Below are 26549 nucleotides of genomic sequence, written 5' to 3' on the forward strand. Positions count from 1 at the left end.
GCCCTTTCAGGCAATGAAATCCCGTGGTTGACGTGTTCTGGTACGTACCTGTGCAGCGTTCTTATGGACCGCTTGTCCGGTCGCTGACCGGGGTCGCTTAGCGCCCGCTCAGGCAGCCACTGTTTCCGCAGCCGCCGCGGCGCCCGCATGACCGCCGACGAGGCAATGCTTGTGAGCGACGTGATATTCGAATTCGTCCCAGTAGTGCTTGAGCATGCCGCGCACCGGCATGGCCGCTGCATCGCCGAGCGCACAAATCGTGCGGCCCATGATGTTTTCCGCAACCGAGTTCAGCAGATCCAGATCTTCCGGACGGCCGAGGCCGTGCTCGATACGATGCACGACGCGGTACAGCCAGCCCGTGCCCTCACGGCAAGGCGTGCATTGACCACACGACTCTTCGTAGTAGAAGTACGACAAACGCAGCAGCGAACGCACCATGCAGCGCGTCTCGTCCATCACGATGACCGCGCCCGAGCCGAGCATCGAGCCGGCCTTGGCGATGGAATCGTAGTCCAGGTCGGTCTGCATCATGACGTCGCCCGGGATCACCGGCGCCGACGAACCGCCAGGAATCACAGCCTTGATCTTCCTGCCGCCGCGCATGCCACCAGCGAGCTCCATGAGCGTCGCGAACGGCGTGCCGAGCGGAACCTCGTAGTTGCCCGGACGCTCGACGTCGCCCGAGATCGAGAAGATCTTCGTGCCGCCGTTGTTCGGCTTGCCGATTTCCAGATAATTCTGCGGGCCAATCGCGAGCAGGAACGGCACAGCCGCGAACGTCTCGGTGTTGTTGATCGTGGTCGGCTTGCCGTACACGCCAAAGCTCGCCGGGAACGGCGGCTTGAAACGCGGCTGGCCTTTCTTACCTTCCAGCGACTCGAGCAACGCGGTTTCTTCGCCGCAGATGTAGGCGCCGTAACCGTGGTGCGCATGCAGTTCGAACGAGAAGCCCGAACCCATGATGTTCTCGCCGAGGAAACCGGCGCGGCGAGCTTCGTCCAGCGCTTCTTCGAAGCGTTTGTAGACTTCCCAGATTTCGCCGTGGATATAGTTATAGCCGACCGTGATGCCCATCGCGTATGCGCCGATGGCCATGCCTTCGATCAGCGAATGCGGATTGAAGCGCAGGATGTCACGGTCTTTGAACGTACCCGGCTCGCCTTCGTCCGAATTGCAGACCAGGTACTTCTGGCCCGGAAACTGACGCGGCATGAAGCTCCACTTCAGGCCGGTGGGGAAACCCGCACCTCCACGGCCACGCAGACCCGACGCCTTGACGTCGGCGATCACCTGCTCGGGCGGAATCTTTTCTTCCAGAATGCGACGCAGCTGGGCGTAACCGCCGCGCGCCACATAGTCTTCGAGATGCCAGTTGTCGCCGTTCAGGCCAGCGAGAATCAGCGGTTTGATGTGACGATCGTGTAAAGACGTCATTTCGAAAGTTCCTCGAGCAGCTGGTCGATCTTCTCGCGGCTCATGAAGCTGCACATGCGATGGTTGTTCACCAGCATCACCGGCGCGTCGCCGCACGACCCCATGCATTCACCTTCTTTCAAGGTAAATTTGCCGTCAGCCGTGGTTTCGCCGAAGTCGATGCCGAGCTTCTGCTTCAGATATTCAGCGGCGCTGTCGGAGCCGCCGTCCGGGCCGAGTTGACACGGCAGGTTCGTGCAGAGCGTGATCTTGTGCTTGCCGACCGGCGACGTCTCGTACATCGTGTAGAAGGTTGCCACCTCCTGCACGGCGACTGCCGGCATGCCGAGATAGTCCGCGACGAACTGCATGAGTTCGGGCGACAGCCAGCCATGCTCTTCCTGAGCAGTGGCCAACGCCGACATCACGGCGGACTGTTTCTGATCGGCGGGATACTTCGCGATCGCACGATCGATTTCTTTCAGGCCTTCAGCTGAGATCATTTTCAGACACGACTCTTTCAATTCCTACCGAACGAAAACCTGTCGCTCACTTCGTGCTGCGACAGACCCGGCGTTCCTTGCTTGACGCGCGCCTTCGGAACTTCCTGAAGGCGCGCACCGATGATTACGTCCTAGCGATCTACTTCGCCGAACACGATATCCTGCGTGCCGATGATCGTTACGGCGTCGGCGATCATGTGACCGCGCGCCATTTCGTCGAGCGCGGACAGATGCGCGTAGCCGGGTGCGCGGATCTTCAGGCGATACGGCTTGTTCGCGCCGTCCGACACAAGGTAGATACCGAACTCGCCCTTCGGGTGTTCGACGGCGGCGTAAGCCTCGCCTTCCGGTACGTGGAAGCCTTCCGTAAACAGCTTGAAGTGGTGAATCAGTTCTTCCATGTTCGACTTCATGCCCACGCGCGACGGCGGAGCAACCTTGTGATTGTCGATCATCACAGGGCCCGGATTCTTGCGTAGCCACTCAATGCACTGTTTCACAATTCGCGTGGACTGGCGCATTTCTTCGACGCGAACCAGATAGCGGTCGTAGCAGTCGCCGTTCACGCCGACGGGAATGTCGAAATCGAGCTTTTCATAGACTTCGTACGGCTGCTTCTTGCGCAAATCCCATTCGATCCCGGAACCGCGCAGCATTGCACCGGACATACCCATTTGCAGGGCGCGCTCCGGGCTGACCACGCCAATGCCGACCAGACGCTGTTTCCAGATCCGGTTGTCGGTGAGCAGCGTTTCGTATTCGTCGACGCACTTCGGAAAACGCGTGAAGAAATCGTCGATGAAGTCGAGCAACGAACCTTGACGGTTCTCGTTCATCTTAGACAATGCCTTCGCATTGCGAATCTTCGACGCCTTGTACTGCGGCATGGCGTCCGGCAGATCGCGATAGACACCGCCCGGACGATAGTAAGCCGCGTGCATCCGCGCGCCGGACACTGCTTCGTACACGTCCATCAGATCTTCACGCTCGCGGAACGCATACAGAAACACTGCCATTGCGCCGACGTCGAGCGCGTGCGCGCCGATCCACATAAGGTGGTTCAACACGCGCGTGACCTCATCGAACATCACGCGGATGTATTGGGCACGTACCGGCACGTCGATGCCGAGCAGCTTTTCGATTGCCATTACATAGCCGTGCTCGTTGACCATCATCGACACATAGTCGAGACGGTCCATGTACGGCACCGACTGAATGAACGTTTTCGTTTCGGCGAGCTTTTCAGTCGCGCGATGCAGCAGGCCGATGTGCGGATCGGCGCGCTGGATGACTTCGCCGTCGAGTTCCAGCACGAGACGCAGCACGCCGTGCGCTGCCGGGTGCTGAGGACCGAAATTGAGCGTGTAGTTCTTGATCTCTGCCATGGCGTTCTCTTAGTGTTTCAGACCGCCATAGCGATCTTCGCGGATCACGCGTGGCGTGATTTCCCGCGGCTCGATCGTCACAGGCTGATAGACGACGCGCTTTTCTTCCGGGTCGTAACGCATTTCGACGTACCCGGAGACAGGGAAATCTTTGCGGAATGGGTGACCAATGAAACCGTAGTCGGTCAGAATGCGGCGCAGATCCGGATGGCCTTCGAAGACGATGCCGTACAGGTCGAATGCTTCGCGCTCGTACCAGTTAGCCGAATTCCAGACGTCGACCACCGATGGCAGGATGGGCATTTCGTCGTCGGGCGCGAACACACGAAGCCGCACGCGCCAGTTGTTCTGCACCGACAACAACTGCAGAACGGCCGCGAAACGCGGACCGTCGTAAGCGCCGTCGGCATAGGTTTGATAGTCGACGCCGCACAGGTCCATCATCTGCTCGAAACCGAGCGAGCGGTCGTCGCGCAGACGCGTTGCCACGTTGAGGTAGTCGCTTGCTTTCACGACGATCGTCAACTCACCGATTGCCTCGGTGGTGCTCAGCAGGAGGCCGCCAAATGCCGCCTCGAGGTTCGCTTTCAGGGTCTCGAGTTTGCTTGCCATATTGTGGGGGAGGCGTTGCCTTATTGACGGGCGATTGTGTTAGTGCGGCGAATCTTGGCCTGCAACTGGATCACGCCGTACACCAGCGCTTCCGCTGTTGGCGGGCAGCCCGGTACGTAGACGTCGACCGGCACGATGCGGTCGCAGCCACGCACTACCGAATACGAGTAGTGGTAATAGCCGCCGCCGTTCGCGCACGAGCCCATCGAAATCACCCAACGCGGCTCGGCCATCTGGTCGTACACCTTGCGCAGAGCCGGCGCCATTTTGTTGCAAAGCGTGCCGGCGACGATCATCACGTCCGACTGACGCGGACTCGGACGAAACACCACGCCAAAGCGGTCGAGGTCATAACGGGCAGCGCCCGCATGCATCATCTCGACCGCGCAGCATGCAAGACCGAACGTCATCGGCCACAGGGAGCCGGTACGCGTCCAGTTGATCAGTTTGTCAGCCGTTGTGGTGACAAACCCTTCCTTCAAGACCCCTTCGATACTCATTTGCTTTCCACTCCAGACGGGGCGGCAAGCCTTGGCCACCCACGCAAACCGGCGATTAAACCATCATTCCCAGTCGAGGCCGCCCTTCTTCCAGATATAGGCGAAGCCCAGCAGGAATTCGAGCAGGAAAATCATCATCGCCATGAAACCGGGCCAGCCGATGTCGCGCAGGGCGACGCCCCACGGGAACAGGAACGCGGTTTCAAGGTCGAAAATGATGAAGAGAATGGCGACGAGGTAATAGCGCACGTCGAACTTCATGCGCGCATCTTCGAATGCTTCGAAGCCGCACTCGTACGGTGCGTTCTTCTCGGTGTCGGGCTTGTTGGGACCGAGGATCTTGCCAATACTGACCAGTGCTACGCCTAAACCGGTGCCCACAACGAGGAACAACAAGACGGGGAAATAGGCTGCGAGGTTCAAGACTATCCTCAATCGGTTGGTTCTGAGTGCCGTCAGGAGCATAGCACCCCTGACGCGAAATCACTTCTGAGACGTACATGTCACGGATTGAGCGCAATCCGTGCGCCAGAAGTGAAAATGCCAGCCGAAGCGAAGCAAGCGGCTGGCATTAGATAACATTTGGTGCCGACGGCGAGACTCGAACTCGCACAGCTTTCGCCACTACCCCCTCAAGATAGCGTGTCTACCAATTTCACCACGTCGGCACTGTATGCAATCCGGGAAAACAACTTATAAAACCCGCGAATCGCTTCAAGACTTAGATTGTAACTGCTCTAAACAGTTTGTTCAACGCACAAAACCACTTTCTACGAAAATTTATTTCGGCACGTCGGTAGCAGGCACGGACGCAGCCGATGCCGCCAACGCACCCGAACCACCAGCCGGCGCGGAAGCGGCAGAAGCCACAACAGGTGCCGTAGCCGTGGCACCGAGCACGCCTGCAGAAGGCTTTGCGCGATACGCACCGAGATAGGTCAGCGTCAACGTAGTTACAAAAAACACTGCGGCGAGCACTGCAGTTGTCCGCGACAAAAAGTTTGCCGACCCGGTGGCACCGAACAGGCTGCCCGACGCTCCACTACCAAAAGCCGCGCCCATATCGGCGCCTTTGCCGTGCTGCAGCAACACGAGGCCGATGACCCCGAGCGCCGACAACAGCTGAACGACGATAATCAATGTTTTCAAATACAGCATTACACTCACCTGAGTCTTTATTAGCCGGGCCCCGCAGGCTGCGAGACCCCGGAATGGGTCATCCTCGACTACGGCAATCCACTTAAGTCGCGGCTGTCGTTGCAGCCGCCGCCTTGCAGATCGCCAGAAAATCCTTGTCCTTCAACGACGCGCCGCCGATCAGGCCACCGTCGATATCCCGCTGGCTGAACAACTCTTCCGCGTTGTCCGGCTTCACACTGCCGCCATACAGCAGCGTCACGTTTGCGACGCCGGCGTCCTTGGCCGCAAGACGCGAGCGCAAGAAAGCGTGCACCGCCTGCGCCTGCTCGGACGTCGCGCTCTTGCCGGTGCCGATCGCCCAAACGGGCTCGTACGCAACCACGATACGCGCCGCTTCCTCGGCCGACAGCTTGGCCAGCACCTCGTCGAGCTGCGCGCCGACTACCTGCTCGGTCGATCCGGCTTCGCGCTCCTCGAGCGTTTCGCCGACGCATACGATCGGCGTCAATCCCGCCTCGAGCGCGCGCTGTGTCTTTACGGCGACCAGCTCGGCGCTTTCGCGATGATAGGCGCGGCGCTCCGAATGCCCGACGATGGCAAACGCGGCGCTGAAATCCGCCACCATTTGCGCAGCCACCTCACCGGTATAAGCACCGTGCGTGAAAGCGGAAATGTCCTGCACGCCCCACACCACCCGGCTGCCTTCCAGCAACGACTGCGCTTGCGCGAGGTACGGGCTCGGCACGCAAACACCCACGCGCACGTCGGCCGGGAGTTCTGCGGCACCCTTCGCCACCGCCTGCAACAGCCCCGCGTTGTCGGCGAGACACCCGTGCATCTTCCAGTTACCAACTACCAGTTTCGCTCGTTGCGTGGACATCGTCTCGTCTTGCCCCTTGTCGTCTGCTTGCGGTGCCTTGGGGGCGGGCTTCGTGTGCACTCTCTGTGCGCACCGTTTGCGTACCTCGCAACCCGCCTTTTGAATTCATGCAGCGTGCGCAAAACGCGCAATTTTACTGCGTGGGCGGGATCGGGTCAAACAAGCCTGTGCGCACCGAATCCCGCCCGTAAGCCAGCATCAAGCGTCCTGACCCCAAGTCAGCACGATTTTGCCGACGTGCGTGCTGCTTTCCATCAGCGCATGCGCTTCAGCAGCCTGCGCGGCAGGAAACACGCGATGCACCACCGGCTTGATCCGACCGTCTTCCAGATGCGGCCACACCTGCGCCTTGAGTTGTGCGGCAATTTTCGCCTTAAATTCGATTGGCCGAGGACGCAGCGTCGAACCGGTCACCGTCAACCGGCGGCGCAGCACCTCGTTCAAATTCAATTCCGCCTTCGCGCCGCCCAGCAGCGCGATTAGCACAATGCGCCCGCCGTCGGCGAGTGCCGTAAGTTCGCGCGACACGTAGCTGCCCGCCACCATGTCGAGGACCACGTCCACGCCGCGGTCGTTAGTCAGCGACTTGATGACTTCGACGAAGTCTTCCGTCTTGTAGTTAATGGCACGCTCCGCGCCCAATGCCTCGCACGCACGGCACTTTTCGTCCGAGCCGGCGGTTGCGAACACGCGAAAACCCAACGCATGGGCAATCTGGATCGCGGTGACGCCGATACCGCTCGAGCCGCCCTGCACCAGCAACGTTTCGTTCGGGCCGCCCTCGCCCTTGCCGAGCTGGGCGCGATCGAACACATTGCTCCAGACCGTAAAAAAAGTCTCCGGAAGCGAAGCTGCTTCGACATCGGACAGGCCGTTGGGCACCGGCAAGCATTGCAATAGCGGCGCGGTCGCATACTCGGCGTAGCCGCCGCCCGCTAGCAACGCACATACGCGATCGCCGATTTTCAGGCCGAACGGATTGTTCTTCGCGTCGATGTCGCCGCCGACGATCTCGCCCGCCACTTCGAGCCCCGGCAGGTCGGAGGCGCCCGGAGGCGGCGCATAGGCGCCCTTGCGTTGAAACACGTCCGGACGGTTGATGCCAAAAGCCGCCACCTTGATCAGCACCTCGCCCGCTTTCGGCTGCGGCGTGGGCCGCTCCGCGAGCTTGAGAACTTCCGGCGCTCCGAATTCCGTGATTTCGATCGCTTTCATCTGCGTCAACTCCAAGATTGGATTGCGTTGCGTACCCGCGTTCGTCCGCGTTCCCTGCATTGTCGCCGGATCACGGCAATCAGGCACGAGCCGCGTAAGCCGCCGAAAAAGCCGCCGCTTCGACCCGTTTATTCGCCTGTCGAATGGGATCTGTCTGCAAGGCAATCCACCCTGCGTCCATCATGAAAAACGGCCGGCGCGCATGCGCGCTGCCGGCCGTTGTGCTGCTACCGCTTTACTGCGGCGTCGGCTCGCCTTGCGGCGCGCTCGGCGCGCCGTCGTTCAGCAACGCCTTTGCCGACAGACGCACACGACCCTTTTCGTCCGTCTGGATGACCTTGACCTTCACTTGCTGGCCATCCTTCAGGTAGTCGTTGATGTCCTTGATACGCTCGTTGGCGATTTCGGAGATGTGCAGCAGACCGTCCTTGCCCGGCAGGATGTTCACGATCGCGCCGAAATCGAGCAACTTGAGCACGGTGCCTTCGTACACCTGACCCACTTCGACTTCAAGCGTGATGTTCTCGATACGCTTCTTCGCTTCGGCCATGCCTTCGCTGCTGGTGCTCGCGATGGTCACGACGCCGTCGTCGGAAATATCGATCGTCGTGCCGGTTTCTTCCGTCAGCGCGCGGATCACCGAACCGCCCTTTCCGATCACGTCGCGGATCTTTTCCGGATTGATCTTGATGGTGATCATGCGCGGTGCGAACTCCGACAATTGCGTGTTCGCGCCCGACACCGCCGAAGTCATCTTGCTCAGGATATGCATACGGCCTTCCTTCGCTTGCGCGAGGGCGACCTGCATGATTTCCTTCGTGATGCCCTGGATCTTGATGTCCATCTGCAGTGCGGTCACGCCGTGTTCGGTGCCCGCCACCTTGAAGTCCATGTCGCCGAGGTGATCTTCGTCGCCGAGGATGTCGGTCAGCACGGCAAACTTGTTGCCTTCGAGAATCAGGCCCATGGCGATGCCGGCGACGTGCGCCTTCATCGGCACGCCGGCGTCCATCAGCGCGAGGCAGCCGCCGCACACCGAAGCCATCGACGAAGAGCCGTTCGATTCCGTGATTTCCGACACGACGCGGATCGAGTAGCCGAACTCGTCGGCGCTCGGCAGGCACGCGGCCAGCGCGCGCTTGGCGAGACGGCCGTGACCGATTTCACGGCGCTTCGGCGAACCGACGCGGCCCGTTTCGCCGGTCGCGAACGGAGGCATGTTGTAGTGAAGCATGAAACGTTCGCGATACTCGCCTTCGAGCGCGTCGATGTTCTGCTCGTCACCCTTCGTGCCGAGCGTCGCCACCACCAGCGCCTGCGTTTCGCCGCGCGTGAACAGTGCCGAGCCGTGCGTACGCGGCAGCACGCCGGTACGGATTTCGATCGGGCGCACGGTGCGCGTGTCGCGGCCGTCGATACGCGGCTCGCCGTTCAGGATCTGCGTACGGACGATCTTCGCTTCGATGTCGAACAGCACGTTGCCGACGGTTGCCTTGTCGGCCGCCACGGTGCCGTTTGCCGACGCGTCTTGCTCCAGCTTCGCGGAAACTGCTGCGTAGATTTCTTTCAGCTTGGTCGAACGCGCCTGCTTGTCGCGGATCTGGTAAGCGGCGAGCAGTTCGGCTTGCGCCAGTTCCGTCACGCGCGCGATCAGCGGCTCGTTTTTCGCGGCCGGTTGCCAATCCCATTCCGGCTTGCCGCCTTCGCGGACCAGATCGTGGATCGCGTCGATCGCGATTTGCATCTGCTCATGGCCGAACACCACGCCGCCGAGCATCACTTCTTCGCTCAGTTGCTGCGCTTCCGATTCCACCATCAACACCGCGCGTTCCGTGCCGGCGACGATCAGGTCGAGCGCCGATTCCTTCATTTGCGGACGCGTCGGGTTCAACACATATTCGTTGTTGATGTAGGCCACGCGTGCAGCGCCGACCGGGCCGTTGAATGGCAAACCGGACACGGCGAGCGCCGCCGACGCGCCGATCAGCGCGGGAATGTCAGCGGGGATTTCCGGGTTCAGCGACAGGACGTGGATCACGACCTGAACTTCGTTGTAGAAGCCTTCCGGGAAAAGCGGACGCAACGGGCGGTCGATCAGGCGCGAGATCAGCGTTTCGCCCTCAGACGGACGGCCTTCGCGGCGGAAGAAACCGCCCGGAATCTTGCCGGCGGCGTAGGTCTTCTCGAGATAGTCGACGGTCAGCGGGAAAAAGTCCTGGCCCGGCTTGGCCGTCTTGGCGCCAACGACAGTCGCCAGAACCACGGTGTCTTCGACGTCGACGATTACCGCACCGCTCGCCTGGCGAGCAATCTCGCCGGTTTCGAGGCGAACGTTATGTTGTCCCCACTTAAATTCTTTGACGATCTTGCTGAACATAGTCATTGCTTTTCCTCATCGTTATGCCGCGCGGACCAGAAGCGGCGCGGCAACGCCAGGACCGGCGCCGCACGGGAAGAGTAGTGTTATGCCATTCCAGAGAGCCACGCTCTGCGCCGTCTGCATTGCTACGTCGACTAAGCGCGCGAATCGCTGGAATGACACAAAGCTCCGCCCTGAAGCCCGGCCATGTTTCTGTATTTGCTGCCTTTCTACTGCTTTTACTGCTTACTGCCCCGCCGCATCAACCGGCACGCCGCGGCGGACTACAGGCTGTGCGCCCCACATGAAGCGCACCGCGCAAAAACAAAATGCCTGTATCAGTGGAACTGACACAGGCATCTTGCTGAACGACTGGCCGATTACTTACGCAGACCCAGCTTCTCGATCAGTGCGCGGTAACGATCCGCGTCCTTACCCTTCAGGTAGTCGAGCAGCTTACGGCGGCGGCTCACCATGCGCAGCAGACCGCGGCGGCTGTGGTGATCTTTCGCGTGTGCCTTGAAGTGAACGGTCAGTTCGTTGATGCGGGTCGTGAGCAGCGCGACCTGAACTTCGGGGGAGCCGGTGTCGTTAGCTGCGCGTGCGAATTGCGCAACGACTTCGGACTTCTTGCTTGTATCAACTGCGGACATGTCGATTTCCTTGAGAACTAGACAGGCGGTCACGGAAGAAAGGCCGTGCCGTGGGTTACCCGTGCGAACTAGCGCTGCCAGACACCATGCATGACAGCCGGTACCGCAACGGGACGCGTATTGTAGCACAGCGCGATCCCGCCGCGAACCCTGTCCCGCCGCGCCGGACAGCGGCCACGAGGACGCCGCGCGCAGGCATCGACCGGTCAGGGTCGCTTCATCTTGCACACGCTCGCCGGCACGGTGCGCTCCGCCGGCAACGCCAGCACCGTGCGGAAACCGAAGCCGGAGCCCTCGTTGTCGAAGCGCACGCCGCGCGTGCCGACCTTGTCCATTTCCATCACGTAGAGCGGCTGGATCAGTTGATGATCGTCCGCCCGCATCCACGATGGGTGGAAGCCGTTGTCGAACCGGATGCCTTCGAGCGCCCGCGCGACCGCCGCGGGATCGGCGCTTTTCGCGCGATTCATCGCCGCGGCGAGGGTTTCAATCATCAGCGGCATGCGCAATACCGGGTAGTCGTCCTGCGCGGCCGGGAAGCGGGCGCGAAATGCCTCGTACCAGGCGTCGGAGGCCGCGCCGCCCGCATTGGGGTGCCATTCGGCGACGGCAATCACCCGCCCGACGCCCGCGTCGCCCAGCGCGGCAGGCGCGCCGAGACTGTTGCCGTAGAACGTGTAGAACTTCGTGTCGAGCACCTGCTCACGCGCCGCCTTGACGAGCAGCGTCAGGTCGTTACCCCAATTGCCGGTGATAACGGCGTTCGCGCCGCTCGCACGGATTTTCGCGACGTACGGCGAAAAATCCTTTACACGGCCAATCGGATGGAACTCGTCGCCGACCACGGCAATGTCCGGGCGCTTCGCCGACAGCGCCGAACGCGCAAGACGGCTCACGTCGTGGCCGAAGCTGTAATCCTGGTTCAGCAGATACACCTTCTTCACTGCCCGGTCGCGCTGGATCACGTCGGCAAGCGCGTCCATGCGCATACCCGCATGCGCGTCGAAGCGAAAGTGCCAGAAACTGCAATTGGCGTTGGTCAGCGCCGGGTCGTCGGCGGAATAGTTGAGAAATAGCTCGCGGTTGCCCGGCTCGCGGCTGTTCTGCTTTTCAATCGCGCCGATGAGCGCCGCCGCGACCGCCGAACTGTTGCCCTGCAGGATATAGCCGATGTGACGGTCCGCTGCGCTACGCAGTTGCGTCAGCGCCTCTTCGGTGCCGCCCTTGCTGTCCAGCACGACCAGCTCGAGCGGATGAGCGCCGTCTGCAAGCTTCACACCGCCGTGCGCATTCACCTGTTCGACGCCGTAGCGCAAGTTGCGCTCCACTGCCGCGCCGGCGTTCGCGAACGGACCTGACATGCCCTCGATCAGCGCCAGCTGGATCGGCGCGCCGGTCGGGCCCGGCGCCGCTTCCTGTGTCTGGGTCGGTTGCGGCGTCTGCGCCGCAGCCGCGCAGGCCGCCGCAACCGTTACCGAGAGTGCCGCCAATGCTACGGCCGTCTTCCATTGCCACTTCGCCATCGTCCGTTCCGTCTGATTCGTCGAAGCGCGGATCATAGGGCGCCGACAACGGAATAAGCAAGCCGCCGCAACCGTTATCGTGCAGACCGGCAAACGCGCGCGCAGCGCAATTCTTTTGCGGCGGCGCGTGTCAAAATAATCCGTCTTGATGATAAAAACGCTAATTGAAAGCCATCGGAGGAATCATGTTGAACCGCCATCGCCGTCAGGCGGCCCTGATCGTGGCGCCGCATGCCGGGCGCGTGCGCCGCGCGGCGCTCGTGTGCCTGAGCGCGCTCGCCCTTGCCGGCTGCGCGCAGCCCTGGCAGCAATACCAGGCGGGCGCGGACGAATCGACCATCGTCGCGCGCCTCGGCCCGCCGCGCGAAAGCTACGATTTACCAAACGGCGGCAAGCGGCTGATGTGGCCGACTCAGCCAATGGGCGAAACGACCACCGCCGCGGACGTCGACGCCTCCGGCAAGATCCAGAACGTCCGCCAGGTACTGCAGCCGAACGAGTTTTATCGCGCGGAGATCGGCAAGTGGACGAGAAGCGACGTGCTGGTGAATTTTGGCCGCCCGGTGGAGACGTCCTACTTCCCGCTGATGAAGCGCGAAGTCTGGAGCTATCGTTACCTCGAGGACAACTACTGGTACATGATGTTCAGCTTCTATTTCGACGATCAGGGTGTGCTGCGTCTCACGCAGAAAACGCCGGACCCGCTGCATGATCCCGACCGCCGCAACTTGTTCTAGCCCTGCCGCGAGTCCTACCCGCGCATCTCCCAAAGCCGCTCCCTGGAGCGGTTTTTTTTATTTATTTCGCATAGCAACGAATTTTATTTCACACACAGGCCATTAATTTTTTGATAGAAAGGCTTTTGTAAGCATTGATCCGGTGCAGGTCCGACTGCGGAACAACGAGCGCGACCACACGGCACAGCCGTGATTGCTGCATCGGACGATGCGCCCTTTATGGAGCCGCTATCGATGAATCGTCCCAAACGCCTTCTCGTCGCCAACGTCGCATGGGCGCACGAAACCGCCGAGCGCAACCCCGAGTTTTTCCGCGATCTGGTACGCGGACAGAATCCGCACGTACTGTGGATCGGCTGCTCCGATAGCCGCGTGCCGGCCGAAACCATCACGCACTGCGAGCCTGGCGACCTGTTCGTACACCGCAATATCGCCAACCTGTTCCGTCCCGACGACGACAACTCCGCGAGCGTCCTCGAATATGCAGTGCGCGTGCTCAAGGTCGGTCATGTGATCGTCTGCGGACATTATGGTTGCGGCGGCGTGCGTGCCTCGTTGTTGCCGCCCGACCCGAGCCTGCCGCACGTAAATCGCCGTATCGCGCCGCTCTGTTCACTCGCGAGAATTCATCGCGATGAGCTCGACGCACACGCAAGCGAGCGCGAGCGCGTCGACCGCCTCGCCGAACTCAACGTGCTCGAACAGGTCAGCCAGCTTCGTGCGAATCCGATCGTGCGCGACGCCGAGACTGCGCCGCTCGTGCACGGCTGGATCTTTGCGCTCGAAGACGGGCGCATCAAGGTGCTCGCGTCCGGCTACGAAGCCGACGACGCAATGACCTGCGAGACCGCCGCCCATAGCGCCGCCTGATACGCGGCATCGTTCAGGGCCTATCCGGTTCAGCCTTCGCCTGCGATCAGGCATCACTCATTCCTGCACCGACACCATGAACCTTCGAGCTTTCTTTTCGACATTTCAGCGCGACGTGCTTGCGGGCACTGTCGTTTTCCTCGTGGCTCTGCCGCTCTGCCTCGGCATCGCCAATGCGTCGGGCGTCGAGCCGTTTGCCGGACTCGTGTCGGGCATCGTCGGCGGCCTCGTGGTCGCGGTTCTCAGCGGCTCGCGCCTGAGCGTCAGCGGACCGGCGGCGGGTCTCGTCGTGATCGTCGTCGACGGAATCGCGCAACTCGGAAGCTTTTCGGCGTTCCTCGCAGCCGTGCTGCTGTCCGGCGCGATCCAGTTCGGCTTCGGTATGCTCAAGGCGGGCCGATTCGCCGCCTATGTGCCGTCGCCGGTCATCAAAGGCATGCTGGCCGCGATCGGCGTCCTGCTGATCGTTAAACAGTTTCCGCTTGCGCTCGGGCTGGTCGCCGGACAAGCGGCAAACGACGCGCCCGCCGCCGCGCAAGCTGCCGGCACGATAGTCGCGCCGTTCGGCTCGGTGTCGCTCGTGGCCTGCGTGATCACGCTGCTGTCTCTGGCGATCCTGATCGGCTGGGAAACTCGCCCGATGCGCCGCTTTGCGCTGGTGCGCATCGTCCCAGCGCCGCTCGCGGTCGTCTTGCTGGGTATCGGCGCCACGTTGCTGCTGCACGTGCTCGCGCCTTCGCTCGCGCCGCCCGCCGAGCATCGCGTTGCGTTACCGTCGCTGGAATCGTTCGCGGCGTTGAGCGTCGCACTCGAGTGGGCCGACTTCGGGCCGCATTTCGCGCAACTCGCGAACCCGGACGTGTGGCGCGTCGCGATCACGCTGGCGATCGTCGCAAGTCTCGAAACCTTGCTGAGCCTCGAAGCGGTCGAGCAGATCGATCCCGAACGACGCCCCGCGCCGCCCGATCGTGAACTGAAGGCCCAAGGCGTCGGCAATCTGATTGCGGGCGCGATAGGCGGCCTGCCGATCACGGCGGTGATCGTGCGCAGTTCTGCGAACGTGCATGCAGGCGCACAAAGCCGTTTGTCGGCGATCATTCACGGCGTGCTGCTGTTAGTCAGCGTGTTTGCGTTGACGAGCGTCATCAACCTGATTCCGCTCGCCTGTCTTGCAGCGATTCTGATTTTCACGGGACTCAAGCTCGCCAAGCCGTCACTGTTCGTCGCGGTCGCGAAGCAGGGTTTTGCGCCCTTCGCGCCGTTCATCGTCACGCTCGTCGGCGTGCTCGCGACCGATCTGTTGATCGGCATCGTGCTCGGCATTCTGTGCAGCGTGATGCTTGCGCTGTATGCGAATCTGCGCAGTCCGATCGTGCTAGCGCAACACGGCGATCATTACCTGCTGTCGTTCCGCAAGGACGTGTCGTTTCTCGGCAAGGTGCCGCTCAAGCACTACCTGCAGCAGATTCCCGACGGCGCGACACTGATAGTCGATGCGACGCGCGCCGATTTCGTCGACCACGATGTGCGTGAACTGCTCGATACCTTTGTGGAGGATGCGCCGCGCCGCGGCATTGCAGTCGAAGTGCGGCATCAGGCGCGAGGCCAGGCACGCGCGGCGCGCGGCTGGTCGATGCGACGTACAGCGACCGAGTAACGTGGGGAGACTGCGGCGAACGAGCGAGACCAGCATGCCGCAATAAAAAAATGCCCCGCGCCACTTAAGGCGCGGGGCATCGTTTTCTAGCGACGGCAGCGCATGAGCCGCTGCCGCGAACTTATTCGGAACGCTGCGGATTCACTTTGTCGACGTTCGAATAGAGCTTGTTGAGCGCAGAGATATAAGCCTTCGCGGAAGCCGCGACGATATCCGGATCGGTGCCCACGCCGTTGACGATGCGTCCGCTCTTCGAAAGCCGCACGGTCACTTCGCCCTGCGCCTGAGTGCCGGTCGTGATCGCGTTCACCGAGTAAAGCAGCAACTCGGAGCCGCTGCCGACTTCCGTTTCGATTGCGTTGAGCGTGGCATCCACGGGACCGTTGCCGCGCGCCTCGCCGGTGATCTCCTTGCCGTCCATCGCGAATACGATCTTTGCATGCGGTTGCTCGCCGGTCTCGGAATGCTGCGAGAGCGACAGGAACTTGTAGTGCTCTTTTTGCTGCGCCTCAGCCGATTCTTCGGTGACGATCGCAATGATGTCCTCGTCGAAAATCTCCGCCTTGCGATCGGCTAGTTCCTTGAAGCGGGCAAACGCCGTGTTCAGTTCGGCCTCGCTGTCGAGCGCGATGCCCAACTCCTGCAGACGCTGCTTGAACGCATTGCGCCCCGACAATTTGCCGAGCACGATCTTGTTTGCGCTCCAGCCCACGTCTTCCGCGCGCATGATCTCGTAAGTGTCGCGCGCCTTCAGCACGCCATCCTGGTGAATGCCCGACGCGTGCGCGAATGCGTTCGCGCCCACCACCGCCTTATTCGGCTGTACGACAAAACCGGTGATTTGCGATACGAGCTTCGAAGCCGGGACGATTTGCGTCGTGTCAAGACCGAGTTCGAGGCCGAAATAGTCTTTGCGAGTCTTCACAGCCATCACGATTTCTTCGAGCGACGTATTGCCCGCACGCTCGCCGAGACCGTTGATCGTGCACTCGACCTGACGTGCGCCGCCGATCTGCACGCCGGCCAGCGAATTCGCCACGGCCATGCCGAGGTCGTTATGGCAATGCACGGAAAACACCGCCTTGTGCGAGTTCGGAATGCGCTCGCGCAGCGTCTTCACGAGGTTGCCGTAGAGTTCGGGCACGCCGTAACCAACGGTGTCCGCGATGTTGATGGTGGTCGCGCCTTCTGCGATCACCGCCTCCAGCACGCGGCACAGGAAGTCCATGTCCGAGCGGCTGCCGTCTTCTGGCGAGAACTCGACGTCGTCGGTGAATTTGCGCGCGAAACGAACCGCGAGCTTCGCCTGCTCGAACACCTGGTCCGGCGTCATGCGCAGCTTCTTTTCCATGTGCAGCGGCGACGTGGCGATAAACGTGTGAATGCGGAAACGCTCAGCGGGCTTGAGCGCGTCGGCGGCACGCTGGATATCTTTGTCGTTCGCCCGGGCGAGCGAGCACACCGTGCTCTCTTTGATCAGACCCGCGATTGTCTGGATCGAGTCGAAGTCGCCATTCGAACTCGCCGCAAAGCCTGCTTCGATCACGTCGACCTTCATCCGTTCGAGTTGCTTCGCGATACGGATTTTTTCTTCTTTCGTCATCGACGCGCCGGGCGATTGTTCGCCGTCACGCAGCGTAGTGTCGAAAATAATCAGTTTGTCGGACATGTCGAGTCTCCTGCGGAGTCGTTCAATTGTGGGAATCGGATATTGGAATGTGGATGCCGCCGCCGTGAGCGCCGCAAGCAACGCTCGACCATGGATGAAGCGCAACGGGCACCAGCCGGGTCAGTGCGACGGTCAGCGCAATCGATGCGCCGGCTTGCCGAGGTTCGCGGCGCGGCCGGATCGTGGCTCTTGGTGGCTCTTGATGATTCGTGGCGGCTCGATCGTGGCTCGTAGCGCCGCCCCGTCCCTGCCGCATTTACTGCGACTGGAAAGCCAACGCGGACGCAGTCATCCAACGACTATAGCGGCATTCCCTTCGCCGTGCAATTGACGTCAAACCTCCGTGCAGCGCGCGTTGGAGCGAGATTGAGAGCGGCGTCCGGAAATGAAAACGGCGACCCAAAGGTCGCCGTTTCGATATTTCGCAAGCTCTCAGACCGCACGTGCATAGCGTGCATGCACACCGGACTACCTGTCGTGCGCGACCGAACGAGCAGGATTTGCTCTGCCGCGGATCGCCTGGTAGCCCCAGAACACATAGCCGGACAGACCGTACAACACGAACAGGCCGAACAGCATCAGAGGCGGATCGGACGACACCAGCACGAATGCCACCACCACCAGCAGAATCACGCCGAACGGCACGCGATGCCGCACGTCGAGCGCCTTGCCGCTATAGAACGGGGCGTTGGACACCATCGTCACGCCCGCGTAGATCGTCAGCACAAAAGCGACCCACGGCAGCCAGACGAGCTTGAGCGGCACGCGGTTGTCGGTGGCAAGCCACACGAAGCCCGCGATGAGCGCTGCGGCTGCCGGGCTCGGCATGCCCTGGAAGAAACGCTTGTCGACCACGCCGATGTTGGTATTGAAGCGCGCAAGCCGCAACGCCGCGCCCGAACAGTAGACGAATGCCGCAAGCCAGCCCCACCGGCCCAGGTCTTTGAGGATCCACTCATACATGACGAGAGCCGGCGCAACGCCGAACGACACCATGTCGGACAGACTGTCGAACTGCTCGCCGAATGCGCTTTGCGTATGCGTCATACGGGCGACGCGGCCGTCCATGCCGTCGAGCACCATGGCCACGAAAATCGCGATTGCCGCGACTTCGAAACGCACGTTCATTGCCTGGACGACTGCAAAGAAGCCGCAGAAGAGCGCCGCCGTGGTGAACGCGTTCGGCAGCAAATAGATGCCGCGCTTTCTCAGAAATTGCTGACGCTGCGCGCGGCGACTCTCCACCACTGGTGAATCCGTAACGAGCGGCTTGTTGCGGCGAAACGGACGCGGTAACGGTCCACTGGTGCGCGGTCGGCGCGGTTTGAATGCGGCCATTCGGACAATCTCCTTTGTGCCGCTTTACAGTTCAGCGAGGATCGTGGACGACGCCGACACCTTCTCGCCGATAGACACTCGCGGACGGCTACCCACGGGCAGGTACACATCGACGCGCGAACCGAAGCGGATAAAGCCATAGCGCTGGCCGCGCGAAAGCGGCTCGCCAGCACGTACATAGCAAAGAATGCGCCGCGCGATCAGACCGGCGATCTGCACCGACGTAACCGTTTGCCCGCCGGCCATTTCGATCACGATTGCATTGCGTTCGTTTTCGAGCGAAGCCTTCTCCACTGCGGCATTCAGATAAGCGCCAGGGAAATATTCGACCTTCGAGATCGCACCGTCGACAGGCGAGCGCTGCGAATGGACATTGAACACGTTCATGAAGACGCTGATTTTCAGCGCTTCGCGATTGGCGTACGGATCATGCGCGGTTTCCACTGCGACGATGCGGCCGTCGGCCGGGCATAGCACGGCATTCGCCTGAGTCGGAATCGGGCGCGCCGGATCGCGGAAGAACTGCACGATAAAGATCAGGATCAGCCAGAACAGCCACGCAAAGCCGAATCCCGCGAAGGCGTGAACCAGTAATGCAACGACGGCCGCGATGGCGATGAACGGCCAGCCTTCTCGCGCGATGATCGGATGTGGGTAATTCATGGGTGGCTTCAGTATTTTTGTAAAACCGTAGGATAGCAAAAGCCGCCCGGGGTTCAGCACCCTCGGGCGGCTTTTTGCATTACCGGCGCATGCGGCGGTGCGCCGCGCCGGTATAAGGCGATAAAACGGACTTCTTAGTTCTTCGACTGGTCGACCAGCTTGTTCTTCGCGATCCACGGCATCATGGCGCGAAGCTTCGAGCCGACCTGCTCGATCTGGTGCTCGGCTGTCAGACGGCGGCGCGATTGCAGCGTCGGTGCGCCGGCCTTGTTCTCGATGATGAAGCTCTTTGCGTACTCGCCCGTCTGAATGTCGGTCAGCACGGCCTTCATCGCCTTCTTCGTTTCAGCCGTCACGATGCGCGGACCCGTCACGTACTCGCCGTATTCGGCGTTGTTCGAGATCGAGTAGTTCATGTTCGCGATGCCGCCTTCGTAGATCAGGTCGACGATCAGCTTCAGTTCGTGCAGGCATTCGAAGTACGCCATTTCCGGCGCATAGCCGGCTTCAACCAGCGTTTCGAAACCGGCCTTGATGAGGTCGACGGTACCGCCGCACAGCACTGCCTGTTCGCCGAACAGGTCGGTTTCGGTTTCTTCGCGGAAGTTCGTTTCGATGATGCCCGCACGGCCGCCGCCGTTCGCTGCCGCGTACGACAGAGCGATGTCACGTGCCGCGCCCGACTTGTCCTGCGCGACAGCGATCAGGTGGGGCACGCCGCCGCCTTGCGTGTAGGTGCCGCGAACCGTGTGGCCGGGCGCCTTGGGCGCGATCATGATCACGTCCAGATCCGCACGCGGGATCACCTGACCGTAGTGAACGTTGAAGCCGTGCGCGAATGCGAGTGCCGCGCCTTGCTTGGCGTTGCCGTGCACTTCCTTGGCATAGACTTCGGCGATCTGCTCGTCCGGCAGCAGCATCATGACGACATCCGCGCCCTTCACGGCTTCCGCCACTTCCTTGACCTGCAGGCCGGCGTTCTCAGCCTTGCTCCACGATGCGCCGCCCTTGCGCAGACCGACCGTGATGTTCACGCCGCTTTCCTTCAGGTTCAGCGCGTGCGCATGGCCTTGCGAGCCATAGCCGATGATGGTGACCTGCTTGCCCTTGATGAGGGAGAGATCGGCGTCCTTGTCGTAGAAAACTTTCATGTCGGTTCCTTGGCTAAATTCGGATGATTCAGAGAGATTCAGATACTGCGAATGTTGTGTTGCAAGGCCGGATGGTGATGAACGCCACCCGGCCGGATCGAAGCGGTGCGGGTCACACCTTCAGAATGCGCTCGCCGCGCCCAATGCCCGAACTGCCCGTGCGGACCGTTTCGAGAATCGCTGTGGCGTCGAGCCCTTCGATGAAGGCGTCGAGCTTGTCGGCTGCGCCCGTCAGTTCGATCGTGTAGGTCTTTTCGGTGACGTCGATGATGCGGCCGCGGAAAATATCCGACATCCGTTTCATCTCCTCACGTTCCTTGCCGACCGCCCTCACCTTGATCAGCATCAGCTCGCGCTCGATGTGGGCGCCCTCGGTAAGGTCGACCACTTTCACCACCTCGATCAGGCGGTTCAGATGCTTCGTGATCTGTTCGATCACGTCGTCCGAGCCAATGGAGACGATGGTCATGCGCGACAGCGAACGGTCTTCGGTCGGAGCCACCGTCAAGGTTTCGATGTTGTAGCCGCGTGCCGAGAAGAGACCCACCACGCGTGACAGCGCGCCCGGTTCGTTTTCCAGCAGGACGGAAATAATGTGTCTCATGTTTCGCTTCTTCCAGATGTTTGTCGATGTACGCGAGCGGCTTCGCGCCGCTTCGTCCGCGCTCGCCCTTCGTGAAGGCGTGCGTAACGAAGCCGGCGTCAGAAACGGTCGTTATAGATCTTCCGAACCCATGAGCATCTCGGTGATGCCCTTGCCGGCCTGTACCATTGGCCAGACGTTTTCGGTGGGATCGGTCTGGAAGTCGAGAAACACCGTGCGATCTTTCAGGCGCAGCGCTTCCTTGAGCGCCGGCTCGACGTCGGCCGTGCGCTCGATGCGCATGCCGACGTGGCCGTAGGCTTCAGCGAGCTTCACGAAATCCGGCAAGGCGTCCATATACGAATGCGAATAGCGCTTGCTGTATTCGATCTGCTGCCACTGGCGCACCATGCCCAGATAGCGGTTGTTCAGCGAAATGATCTTCACAGGCGTCTCGTACTGCTTGCAGGTCGAGAGTTCCTGGATGCACATCTGGATCGAGCCTTCGCCCGTGATGCACAGCACGTCGTCGTCAGGGTGCGCCATCTTTACGCCCATCGCCGCGGGCAGGCCGAAGCCCATCGTGCCGAGGCCGCCCGAATTGATCCAGCGGCGCGGCTTGTTGAAGCGATAGAACTGCGCAGCCCACATCTGATGCTGGCCGACGTCGGAACAGACGAACGCATTGCCGTCGGTCAATTCCCACGCCTTTTCCACCACGTACTGCGGCTTGATGACGTCGCTCTTGCGGTCGAACTTCAGGCAGTCTTTCGCGCGCCAGGCTTCGATGTCCTTCCACCAGTCGGCGAGCGCCGCGGTGTCCGGGCCATGCTCGGCCGTTTGCAGCTGTTCGATCAGCTCCTTCAGCACTTCCTTCACGTCGCCGACGATCGGAATGTCGACCTTGACGCGCTTGGAAATGGAAGACGGATCGATGTCGATATGAATGATCTTGCGCGGACGCGACGCGAAGTGCGCCGGGTCGCCGATCACGCGGTCGTCGAAGCGCGCGCCGATTGCGATCAGCACGTCGCAGTGCTGCATCGCCATGTTGGCTTCGTACGTGCCATGCATGCCGAGCATGCCGAGAAATTTCTTGTCGCTCGCGCGGTAGCCGCCCAGACCCATCAGCGTATTCGTGATGGGGTAGCCGAGCAGATCCGCGAACTGGTTCAGCTCGCGCGATGCATCGGCCAGGATGATGCCGCCGCCGGTGTAGATGTACGGACGCTTCGCCGACAGCAGCAGCGAAACCGCCTTGCGGATCTGACCGGAGTGGCCCTTCGTGACGGGGTTATACGAGCGCAGCGAAACCGTCTTGATCGGCTCGTACTGGCAAGGCGCCTTCGACACGTCTTTCGGAATGTCGATCAGCACCGGGCCGGGCCGGCCGGTACGGGCAATGTAGAACGCTTTCTTGACGGTCGCGGCGAGATCGCGCACGTCTTTCACGAGAAAGTTGTGCTTCACACAGGGACGCGTGATGCCGACCGTATCGCACTCCTGGAACGCGTCCTGGCCGATCGCGGCAGTCGGCACCTGGCCGCTGATCACGACCATCGGGATCGAATCCATGTAGGCGGTGGCGATACCGGTCACCGCATTGGTGACGCCGGGGCCGGAGGTCACGAGGCACACACCGACCTTGCCGGTGGAACGCGAATAAGCGTCGGCGGCGTGAACCGCGGCCTGCTCGTGACGCACGAGGATGTGCTGAAACTTGTCCTGCTTGTACAGCTCGTCGTAAATGTAGAGTACCGAGCCGCCGGGATAGCCCCAAACAAATTCGACGTCTTCGTCGGCCAGTGCCTTCATGAGCACGGTGGCGCCGATAGAATCAGCTTCGTGTTGTGGAGTGGTATCCGACGTGGAGAATTCCGCGCTGGGCATATTCATTCAATTCACCTTTCGAATTTTCGGCAAAAAATTGATCGGGTGCTCTCTGCCGGGCTTGTGGCTCGGGTTCAAGCGGCGCGTCCAGTTGACAGGTGAGCTTCTTGGGCCACACCTCAATGAGACAAGTCACTTATGTTGCGAACCAGCGACGATAGCGGCAGACGCCCGCGCGGTCAAGCAAATATTGCCCGAACCCCCGTCCCCGGCGCGCTCTTCTGACCGGCGACCAACGTCATGACGATGTCGACCGGTCCAGCTTTCGCCCCTGCTTTCGCAAAAGTTTGTTAGCATCCGCGAGTTTTACGACATTTTTCGACCGATTACGCGCACGCTCGCTGCGCCGACCCCCAAACGGATGGCATCAGACAAGGAACTCGCCGATTTTCTGGCGGGCGTCGAAAGGCGCGCATTCAAGCAGACGGTCTACGCCGTGCGGGACGACGACGCCTCGCTGGATATCGTGCAGGACGCGATGATCAAGCTCGCCGAAAAATATGGCGACCGTCCGGCGGCCGAGCTTCCGCTGCTGTTTCAGCGTATTCTGCAGAATGCGATGCACGACCATTTCCGTCGTGCGAAAGTACGCAATACGTGGGTCAGTCTCTTCTCGTCGCTAGGCAATGCCGACGACGACGAATTCGATCCGCTGGAAACGTTCGAGGCCCAGCAGGGCTCGGCGGGCGCCGAGAGCAACGAACAGAAGCTCGAACGCGAACAGGTCTTGCAGATGATCGACGACGAGATCCGAAAGTTACCGGCACGTCAACGGGAGGCGTTTCTCATGCGTTATTGGGAAGATATGGATGTCGCCGAGACTGCCGCCGCAATGGGCTGCTCCGAAGGCAGTGTGAAGACGCACTGCTCGCGGGCCACCCACACGCTGGCGCAAGCGCTCAAGGCCAAAGGAATCACGCTATGAGCTCCCAAGAAACAAAAGAACTCGAGTTCGCGCGCCAGGTGCGCCGCGCGCTCGACGAAAACGCCGCCAGCATTCCGCCCGCCACCGTCGATCGACTCGCCGCGGCGCGCCGCGCCGCGCTCGCCCGCAAGAAGCCCGAAACCGTGAGCGCGCCGGTGTTCGCGCCCGCTCTCGCCGGAGCGGGTATGCCGGGCGGTATGTCGCATGGCGAACTGCCACAACGCCGCCGTTCGCCGCTGCGCCGCTTCGCTCTCGCGTGGCCGCTCGCTGCGCTCGTCGTGAGCCTCGTCGGCATTGCCTACTGGGAAGACCAGCAGCGCACGGCTGAACTGGCCGATATCGATGCCGCCATGTTAAGCGACGACCTGCCGCTCAATGCCTATCTCGACCACGGTTTCAACGCGTATCTTTCGCGCGCCCACTGAGCGGGAGAGTGTTCGGGTGAGCTACAAGCGCGGTCTTGCCGTTGTTTTCGGATGTGCGATTGCGGCTCTTGTGTCGTTTGCCGCGACGTATCCGCGCTTTTACCCGAACCCTTCTTCCGCCGGCGCGCCCGCCGCGACCGGTAACGGCGCGGCGCGCCCGCCCGCGCCCGCACTCGGCGTCGAATTGCCTGGCCTGCCCGGCAGCAAAAGTCCGCTGGCGTGGTCGCGGCTGAGCGCCGCGGAGCATGTGGCGCTGGCGCCATTCGAGGCGCAGTGGGATTCGTTCAGCGACGAACGCAAACGAAAATGGCTGAAGATCGCGTCGCGTTACTCAAAGTTGTCACCTGATGCACAAAAACGCCTGCATGAGCGGATGACCGAATGGGTGCGCATGACGCCCGATCAGCGCCGCGTCGCGCGTGAAAATTACCAGGTTTCGAAGCAATTGCCCCGTGAAGCGCGCCAGAACGCGTGGAAGGCCTATCAGGAATTGCCGGAAGAACTTAAGCAGCGGCTTGCCGCGAGCGAGCACAAGCGGCGTCCGAGCGTGGTCAGCGCGCCGCCGTCGGGCCGCAGCGAGATCAAGGGCCTCGACCGGCTCGTCAATGCACGCGAGCGTGCCGCGAGCGGCACGTCGTCGGCGAGCGCGGCGGCGGCCGTGTCATTACCGAGCCCGGCTTCGCTGCCAGGCATCCCGGCCGCCGGCAGCTTCGTGCCGGCCACGCCGCTGCCGGTCTCCCCGGCGGAAGCGCCGTCGATTTTCAACGGTTCGTGAGCCGCTCCCGCCCGTGTCAGAACCGCGCGTGACTTCCGGATCCAGCTCGAACTCCAGCACGAGTCCGTCTCTGGCCAAGCCGCCCGGTTCAACGGACACCCCGCCGACCGTGCGTCGCCGTCTCGCCGCGCTGCTTTACGAAGCGTTGCTGCTGTTCGGCGTCGTTTTCGTCGCCGGTTATCTGTTCAGCACGCTCACGCAGCAGCGCAACGGACTCACGCATCACAATCTGCTGGCGGCGTGGATCGGCCTCGTCGTCGGTCTGTATTTCGTGTGGTTCTGGACCCACAGCGGCCAGACGCTGCCGATGAAAACCTGGCGTCTGCGCGTGGTCGCGGCCAGCGGCGCGCCGCTCTCCGCGTGGCGGGCGATTGCACGCTACGTGCTCGCCTGGCTATGGTTTCTGCCGCCGCTCGCATTGCATCCGCTGCTCGGCCTGCGCTTGCCCCAAACCCTCGTGATCGCCGCTATCTGGTTCGTGTTGTGGGCGGCCACCGGCCGCTTCGGCGCAAGCCGTCAGTTTCTGCATGACCGCCTGGCCGGAACGCGCGTCATCGACGTCGCGCGCTGAGCGGCTCGACCCAACTCCCCGCGTTCTCCCGCGTTCTCCCGCAGTCCCCGCTCGCCTCTCTTTGTCCCTTCTCCGCCCGCCGCAGTAATAAGAACTTCTCATGACTGTCACGGCACAGTCACGCGCCGTAGGCCCAATACAGGCACCGCAACTCGACGCGTGAGCCATGGACTCCAAAACGTCCGCGACTTCCCTGTTCCGCCAGACTGGCCCGAGCGTCGACTCCGTCGCGTTCCGCCCTGAATCCACCCATAGCCACGGCTTGCCGCTTCCCGTCGCACCGCTGCCGCTCGACACACACGCGCCCCAGCACGACGACGAGCACGCAGAGCCACAGCGTTACCGCACGATCTGGCTGTCGGACATCCACCTCGGATCGAGCGGCTGCCAGGCGCCTTATCTGCTCGATTTCCTGCGCTACAACGAGTCGGAGTATCTGTATCTCGTCGGCGACATCATCGACGGCTGGCAGTTGAAAAAAGGCTGGTACTGGCCGCAGGCCCACAACGACGTCGTGCAGAAAGTGCTGCGCAAGGCGCGTAAAGGCACGCAGGTAGTCTATGTGCCCGGCAATCACGACGAAGCGGCGCGCCAGTTCTGCGACCTCGCGTTCGGCGACATCCACGTGCGCGGCGAAGCGTTCCATACCACGCTCGCCGGCAAGCGCCTGTGGATCGTGCACGGCGATCTGTTCGACGGCGTGATCCAGCACGCGAAATGGCTCGCCTACCTCGGCGACACGCTCTACACGATGATCCTGATCCTGAACCGCTGGTTCAACCGGATCCGCAGCCGGCTCGGCTTTCCGTACTGGTCGCTTTCCCAATACCTGAAGCATCAGGTCAAGAACGCGGTGAACTTCATCTCGTCGTTCGAACGCGTGATGACCGACGAAGCCCGCCGCCGCGGCTGCGACGGCGTGGTCTGCGGGCACATCCACAAGGCCGAGATACGCGACATCGACGGCGTGCTGTACTGCAATGACGGCGACTGGGTCGAAAGCCTGTCGGCGCTCGTCGAGACGTACGAAGGCGAACTCAAGGTGATCTACTGGACCGTGATGCGAGCCCCGGAAGCGGGCGTGCAAAAGGCCCGGGCGACGGCGTAAT

General features: G+C 61.7%; 26 protein-coding genes and 1 tRNA gene. 8 read left to right on the forward strand and 19 right to left on the reverse strand.

The window, feature by feature from the left end:
* Positions 1-108 precede the first annotated feature (108 nt).
* From nuoF to ACTJLB_RS19775, 13 genes are all read right to left on the reverse strand, one after another.
* Entirely contained in the window at positions 109-1437 is a 1329-nt protein-coding gene (gene nuoF / locus ACTJLB_RS19715) for an NADH-quinone oxidoreductase subunit NuoF (protein ID WP_020069585.1), read from the reverse strand.
* Positions 1434-1919 carry an NADH-quinone oxidoreductase subunit NuoE gene (nuoE, locus tag ACTJLB_RS19720; RefSeq protein WP_006052900.1) on the reverse strand — a complete coding sequence of 162 codons (486 nt, stop codon included), beginning with the start codon at positions 1917-1919 and terminating at the stop codon, positions 1434-1436. Before nuoE ends, nuoF begins: the two co-directional genes overlap by 4 nt.
* A gap of 131 nt (positions 1920-2050) precedes the next feature.
* A complete protein-coding gene (locus ACTJLB_RS19725) occupies positions 2051-3304 on the reverse strand; it encodes an NADH-quinone oxidoreductase subunit D (RefSeq protein ID WP_020069584.1) in 1254 nt (417 codons plus the stop codon).
* Between the two features lie 9 nt (positions 3305-3313).
* Positions 3314-3916 carry an NADH-quinone oxidoreductase subunit C gene (locus tag ACTJLB_RS19730; protein WP_020069583.1) on the reverse strand — a complete coding sequence of 201 codons (603 nt, stop codon included), beginning with the start codon at positions 3914-3916 and terminating at the stop codon, positions 3314-3316.
* A 20-nt stretch (positions 3917-3936) separates the two neighbouring features.
* Positions 3937-4416 carry a NuoB/complex I 20 kDa subunit family protein gene (locus tag ACTJLB_RS19735; protein WP_006052903.1) on the reverse strand — a complete coding sequence of 160 codons (480 nt, stop codon included), beginning with the start codon at positions 4414-4416 and terminating at the stop codon, positions 3937-3939.
* Between the two features lie 63 nt (positions 4417-4479).
* Positions 4480-4839 carry an NADH-quinone oxidoreductase subunit A gene (locus ACTJLB_RS19740; protein WP_013339872.1) on the reverse strand — a complete coding sequence of 120 codons (360 nt, stop codon included), beginning with the start codon at positions 4837-4839 and terminating at the stop codon, positions 4480-4482.
* 160 nt (positions 4840-4999) lie between these two features.
* Positions 5000-5084 (reverse strand) — tRNA-Leu (locus tag ACTJLB_RS19745).
* Positions 5085-5196: 112 nt separating this feature from the next.
* Positions 5197-5574: a preprotein translocase subunit SecG gene (secG, locus tag ACTJLB_RS19750; RefSeq protein WP_020069582.1), complete on the reverse strand. Its 378-nt coding sequence runs from the start codon at positions 5572-5574 to the stop codon at positions 5197-5199.
* 82 nt (positions 5575-5656) lie between these two features.
* Positions 5657-6436, reverse strand: coding sequence for a triose-phosphate isomerase (tpiA, locus tag ACTJLB_RS19755; RefSeq protein ID WP_440784256.1), 780 nt, complete (start codon positions 6434-6436; stop codon positions 5657-5659).
* 198 nt (positions 6437-6634) lie between these two features.
* The gene (locus ACTJLB_RS19760) at positions 6635-7651 is read right to left on the reverse strand and encodes an NAD(P)H-quinone oxidoreductase (protein ID WP_410803959.1); all 1017 of its coding nucleotides are present in this window, start codon (positions 7649-7651) and stop codon (positions 6635-6637) included.
* 235 nt (positions 7652-7886) lie between these two features.
* On the reverse strand, positions 7887-10034 hold the full coding sequence (gene pnp, locus ACTJLB_RS19765; protein ID WP_020069579.1) for a polyribonucleotide nucleotidyltransferase: 2148 nt from the start codon (positions 10032-10034) through the stop codon (positions 7887-7889).
* 356 nt (positions 10035-10390) lie between these two features.
* Positions 10391-10663, reverse strand: coding sequence for a 30S ribosomal protein S15 (gene rpsO, locus ACTJLB_RS19770; protein WP_006048211.1), 273 nt, complete (start codon positions 10661-10663; stop codon positions 10391-10393).
* Positions 10664-10869: 206 nt separating this feature from the next.
* A complete protein-coding gene (locus ACTJLB_RS19775) occupies positions 10870-12186 on the reverse strand; it encodes a branched-chain amino acid ABC transporter substrate-binding protein (RefSeq protein ID WP_440784257.1) in 1317 nt (438 codons plus the stop codon).
* Positions 12187-12371: 185 nt separating this feature from the next.
* Between ACTJLB_RS19775 and ACTJLB_RS19780 the strand changes: the two genes are divergently transcribed.
* From ACTJLB_RS19780 to ACTJLB_RS19790, 3 genes are all read left to right on the forward strand, one after another.
* Complete coding sequence (locus tag ACTJLB_RS19780) at positions 12372-12923, forward strand: hypothetical protein (protein ID WP_440784258.1); 552 nt, start codon at positions 12372-12374, stop codon at positions 12921-12923.
* A gap of 234 nt (positions 12924-13157) precedes the next feature.
* A complete protein-coding gene (locus ACTJLB_RS19785; protein WP_131320516.1) occupies positions 13158-13793 on the forward strand; it encodes a carbonic anhydrase in 636 nt (211 codons plus the stop codon).
* Positions 13794-13869: 76 nt separating this feature from the next.
* Complete coding sequence (locus ACTJLB_RS19790) at positions 13870-15450, forward strand: SulP family inorganic anion transporter (protein WP_110404686.1); 1581 nt, start codon at positions 13870-13872, stop codon at positions 15448-15450.
* A gap of 121 nt (positions 15451-15571) precedes the next feature.
* Here the strand turns inward: ACTJLB_RS19790 and ACTJLB_RS19795 are convergent, their stop codons facing one another.
* From ACTJLB_RS19795 to ACTJLB_RS19820, 6 genes are all read right to left on the reverse strand, one after another.
* The gene (locus ACTJLB_RS19795; protein WP_087754085.1) at positions 15572-17119 is read right to left on the reverse strand and encodes a 2-isopropylmalate synthase; all 1548 of its coding nucleotides are present in this window, start codon (positions 17117-17119) and stop codon (positions 15572-15574) included.
* 468 nt (positions 17120-17587) lie between these two features.
* Positions 17588-18457: a CDP-diacylglycerol--serine O-phosphatidyltransferase gene (pssA, locus tag ACTJLB_RS19800; protein ID WP_204522156.1), complete on the reverse strand. Its 870-nt coding sequence runs from the start codon at positions 18455-18457 to the stop codon at positions 17588-17590.
* A gap of 24 nt (positions 18458-18481) precedes the next feature.
* Positions 18482-19120 carry a phosphatidylserine decarboxylase gene (locus tag ACTJLB_RS19805; RefSeq protein WP_020069572.1) on the reverse strand — a complete coding sequence of 213 codons (639 nt, stop codon included), beginning with the start codon at positions 19118-19120 and terminating at the stop codon, positions 18482-18484.
* A gap of 134 nt (positions 19121-19254) precedes the next feature.
* Positions 19255-20271: a ketol-acid reductoisomerase gene (ilvC, locus tag ACTJLB_RS19810; protein WP_020069571.1), complete on the reverse strand. Its 1017-nt coding sequence runs from the start codon at positions 20269-20271 to the stop codon at positions 19255-19257.
* A 112-nt stretch (positions 20272-20383) separates the two neighbouring features.
* The gene (gene ilvN, locus ACTJLB_RS19815; protein ID WP_020069570.1) at positions 20384-20875 is read right to left on the reverse strand and encodes an acetolactate synthase small subunit; all 492 of its coding nucleotides are present in this window, start codon (positions 20873-20875) and stop codon (positions 20384-20386) included.
* 111 nt (positions 20876-20986) lie between these two features.
* Positions 20987-22750, reverse strand: a complete 1764-nt coding sequence (locus ACTJLB_RS19820) for an acetolactate synthase 3 catalytic subunit (protein ID WP_020069569.1) — start codon at positions 22748-22750, stop codon at positions 20987-20989.
* Between the two features lie 355 nt (positions 22751-23105).
* On the opposite strand from ACTJLB_RS19820, the gene ACTJLB_RS19825 reads away from it, so the two are divergent.
* The 5 genes from ACTJLB_RS19825 (at position 23106) to ACTJLB_RS19845 (ending at position 26548) form a co-directional block, all read left to right on the forward strand.
* On the forward strand, positions 23106-23669 hold the full coding sequence (locus ACTJLB_RS19825) for an RNA polymerase sigma factor (protein ID WP_020069568.1): 564 nt from the start codon (positions 23106-23108) through the stop codon (positions 23667-23669).
* Complete coding sequence (locus ACTJLB_RS19830; protein ID WP_020069567.1) at positions 23666-24094, forward strand: DUF3619 family protein; 429 nt, start codon at positions 23666-23668, stop codon at positions 24092-24094. The genes ACTJLB_RS19825 and ACTJLB_RS19830 overlap by 4 nt, the downstream gene beginning before the upstream one ends.
* Before the next feature lie 16 nt (positions 24095-24110).
* Positions 24111-24869: a DUF3106 domain-containing protein gene (locus ACTJLB_RS19835; RefSeq protein ID WP_088173582.1), complete on the forward strand. Its 759-nt coding sequence runs from the start codon at positions 24111-24113 to the stop codon at positions 24867-24869.
* A 70-nt stretch (positions 24870-24939) separates the two neighbouring features.
* Positions 24940-25440, forward strand: coding sequence for an RDD family protein (locus tag ACTJLB_RS19840; RefSeq protein ID WP_440784343.1), 501 nt, complete (start codon positions 24940-24942; stop codon positions 25438-25440).
* Positions 25441-25606: 166 nt separating this feature from the next.
* Positions 25607-26548, forward strand: coding sequence for a UDP-2,3-diacylglucosamine diphosphatase (locus ACTJLB_RS19845; RefSeq protein ID WP_020069564.1), 942 nt, complete (start codon positions 25607-25609; stop codon positions 26546-26548).
* The last annotated feature ends 1 nt before the right edge of the window (position 26549 follow it).

The sequence above is a fragment of the Paraburkholderia sp. 22098 genome (assembly GCF_052045935.1).
In the GTDB taxonomy this organism is placed as follows: Bacteria; Pseudomonadota; Gammaproteobacteria; order Burkholderiales; family Burkholderiaceae; genus Paraburkholderia; species Paraburkholderia caledonica.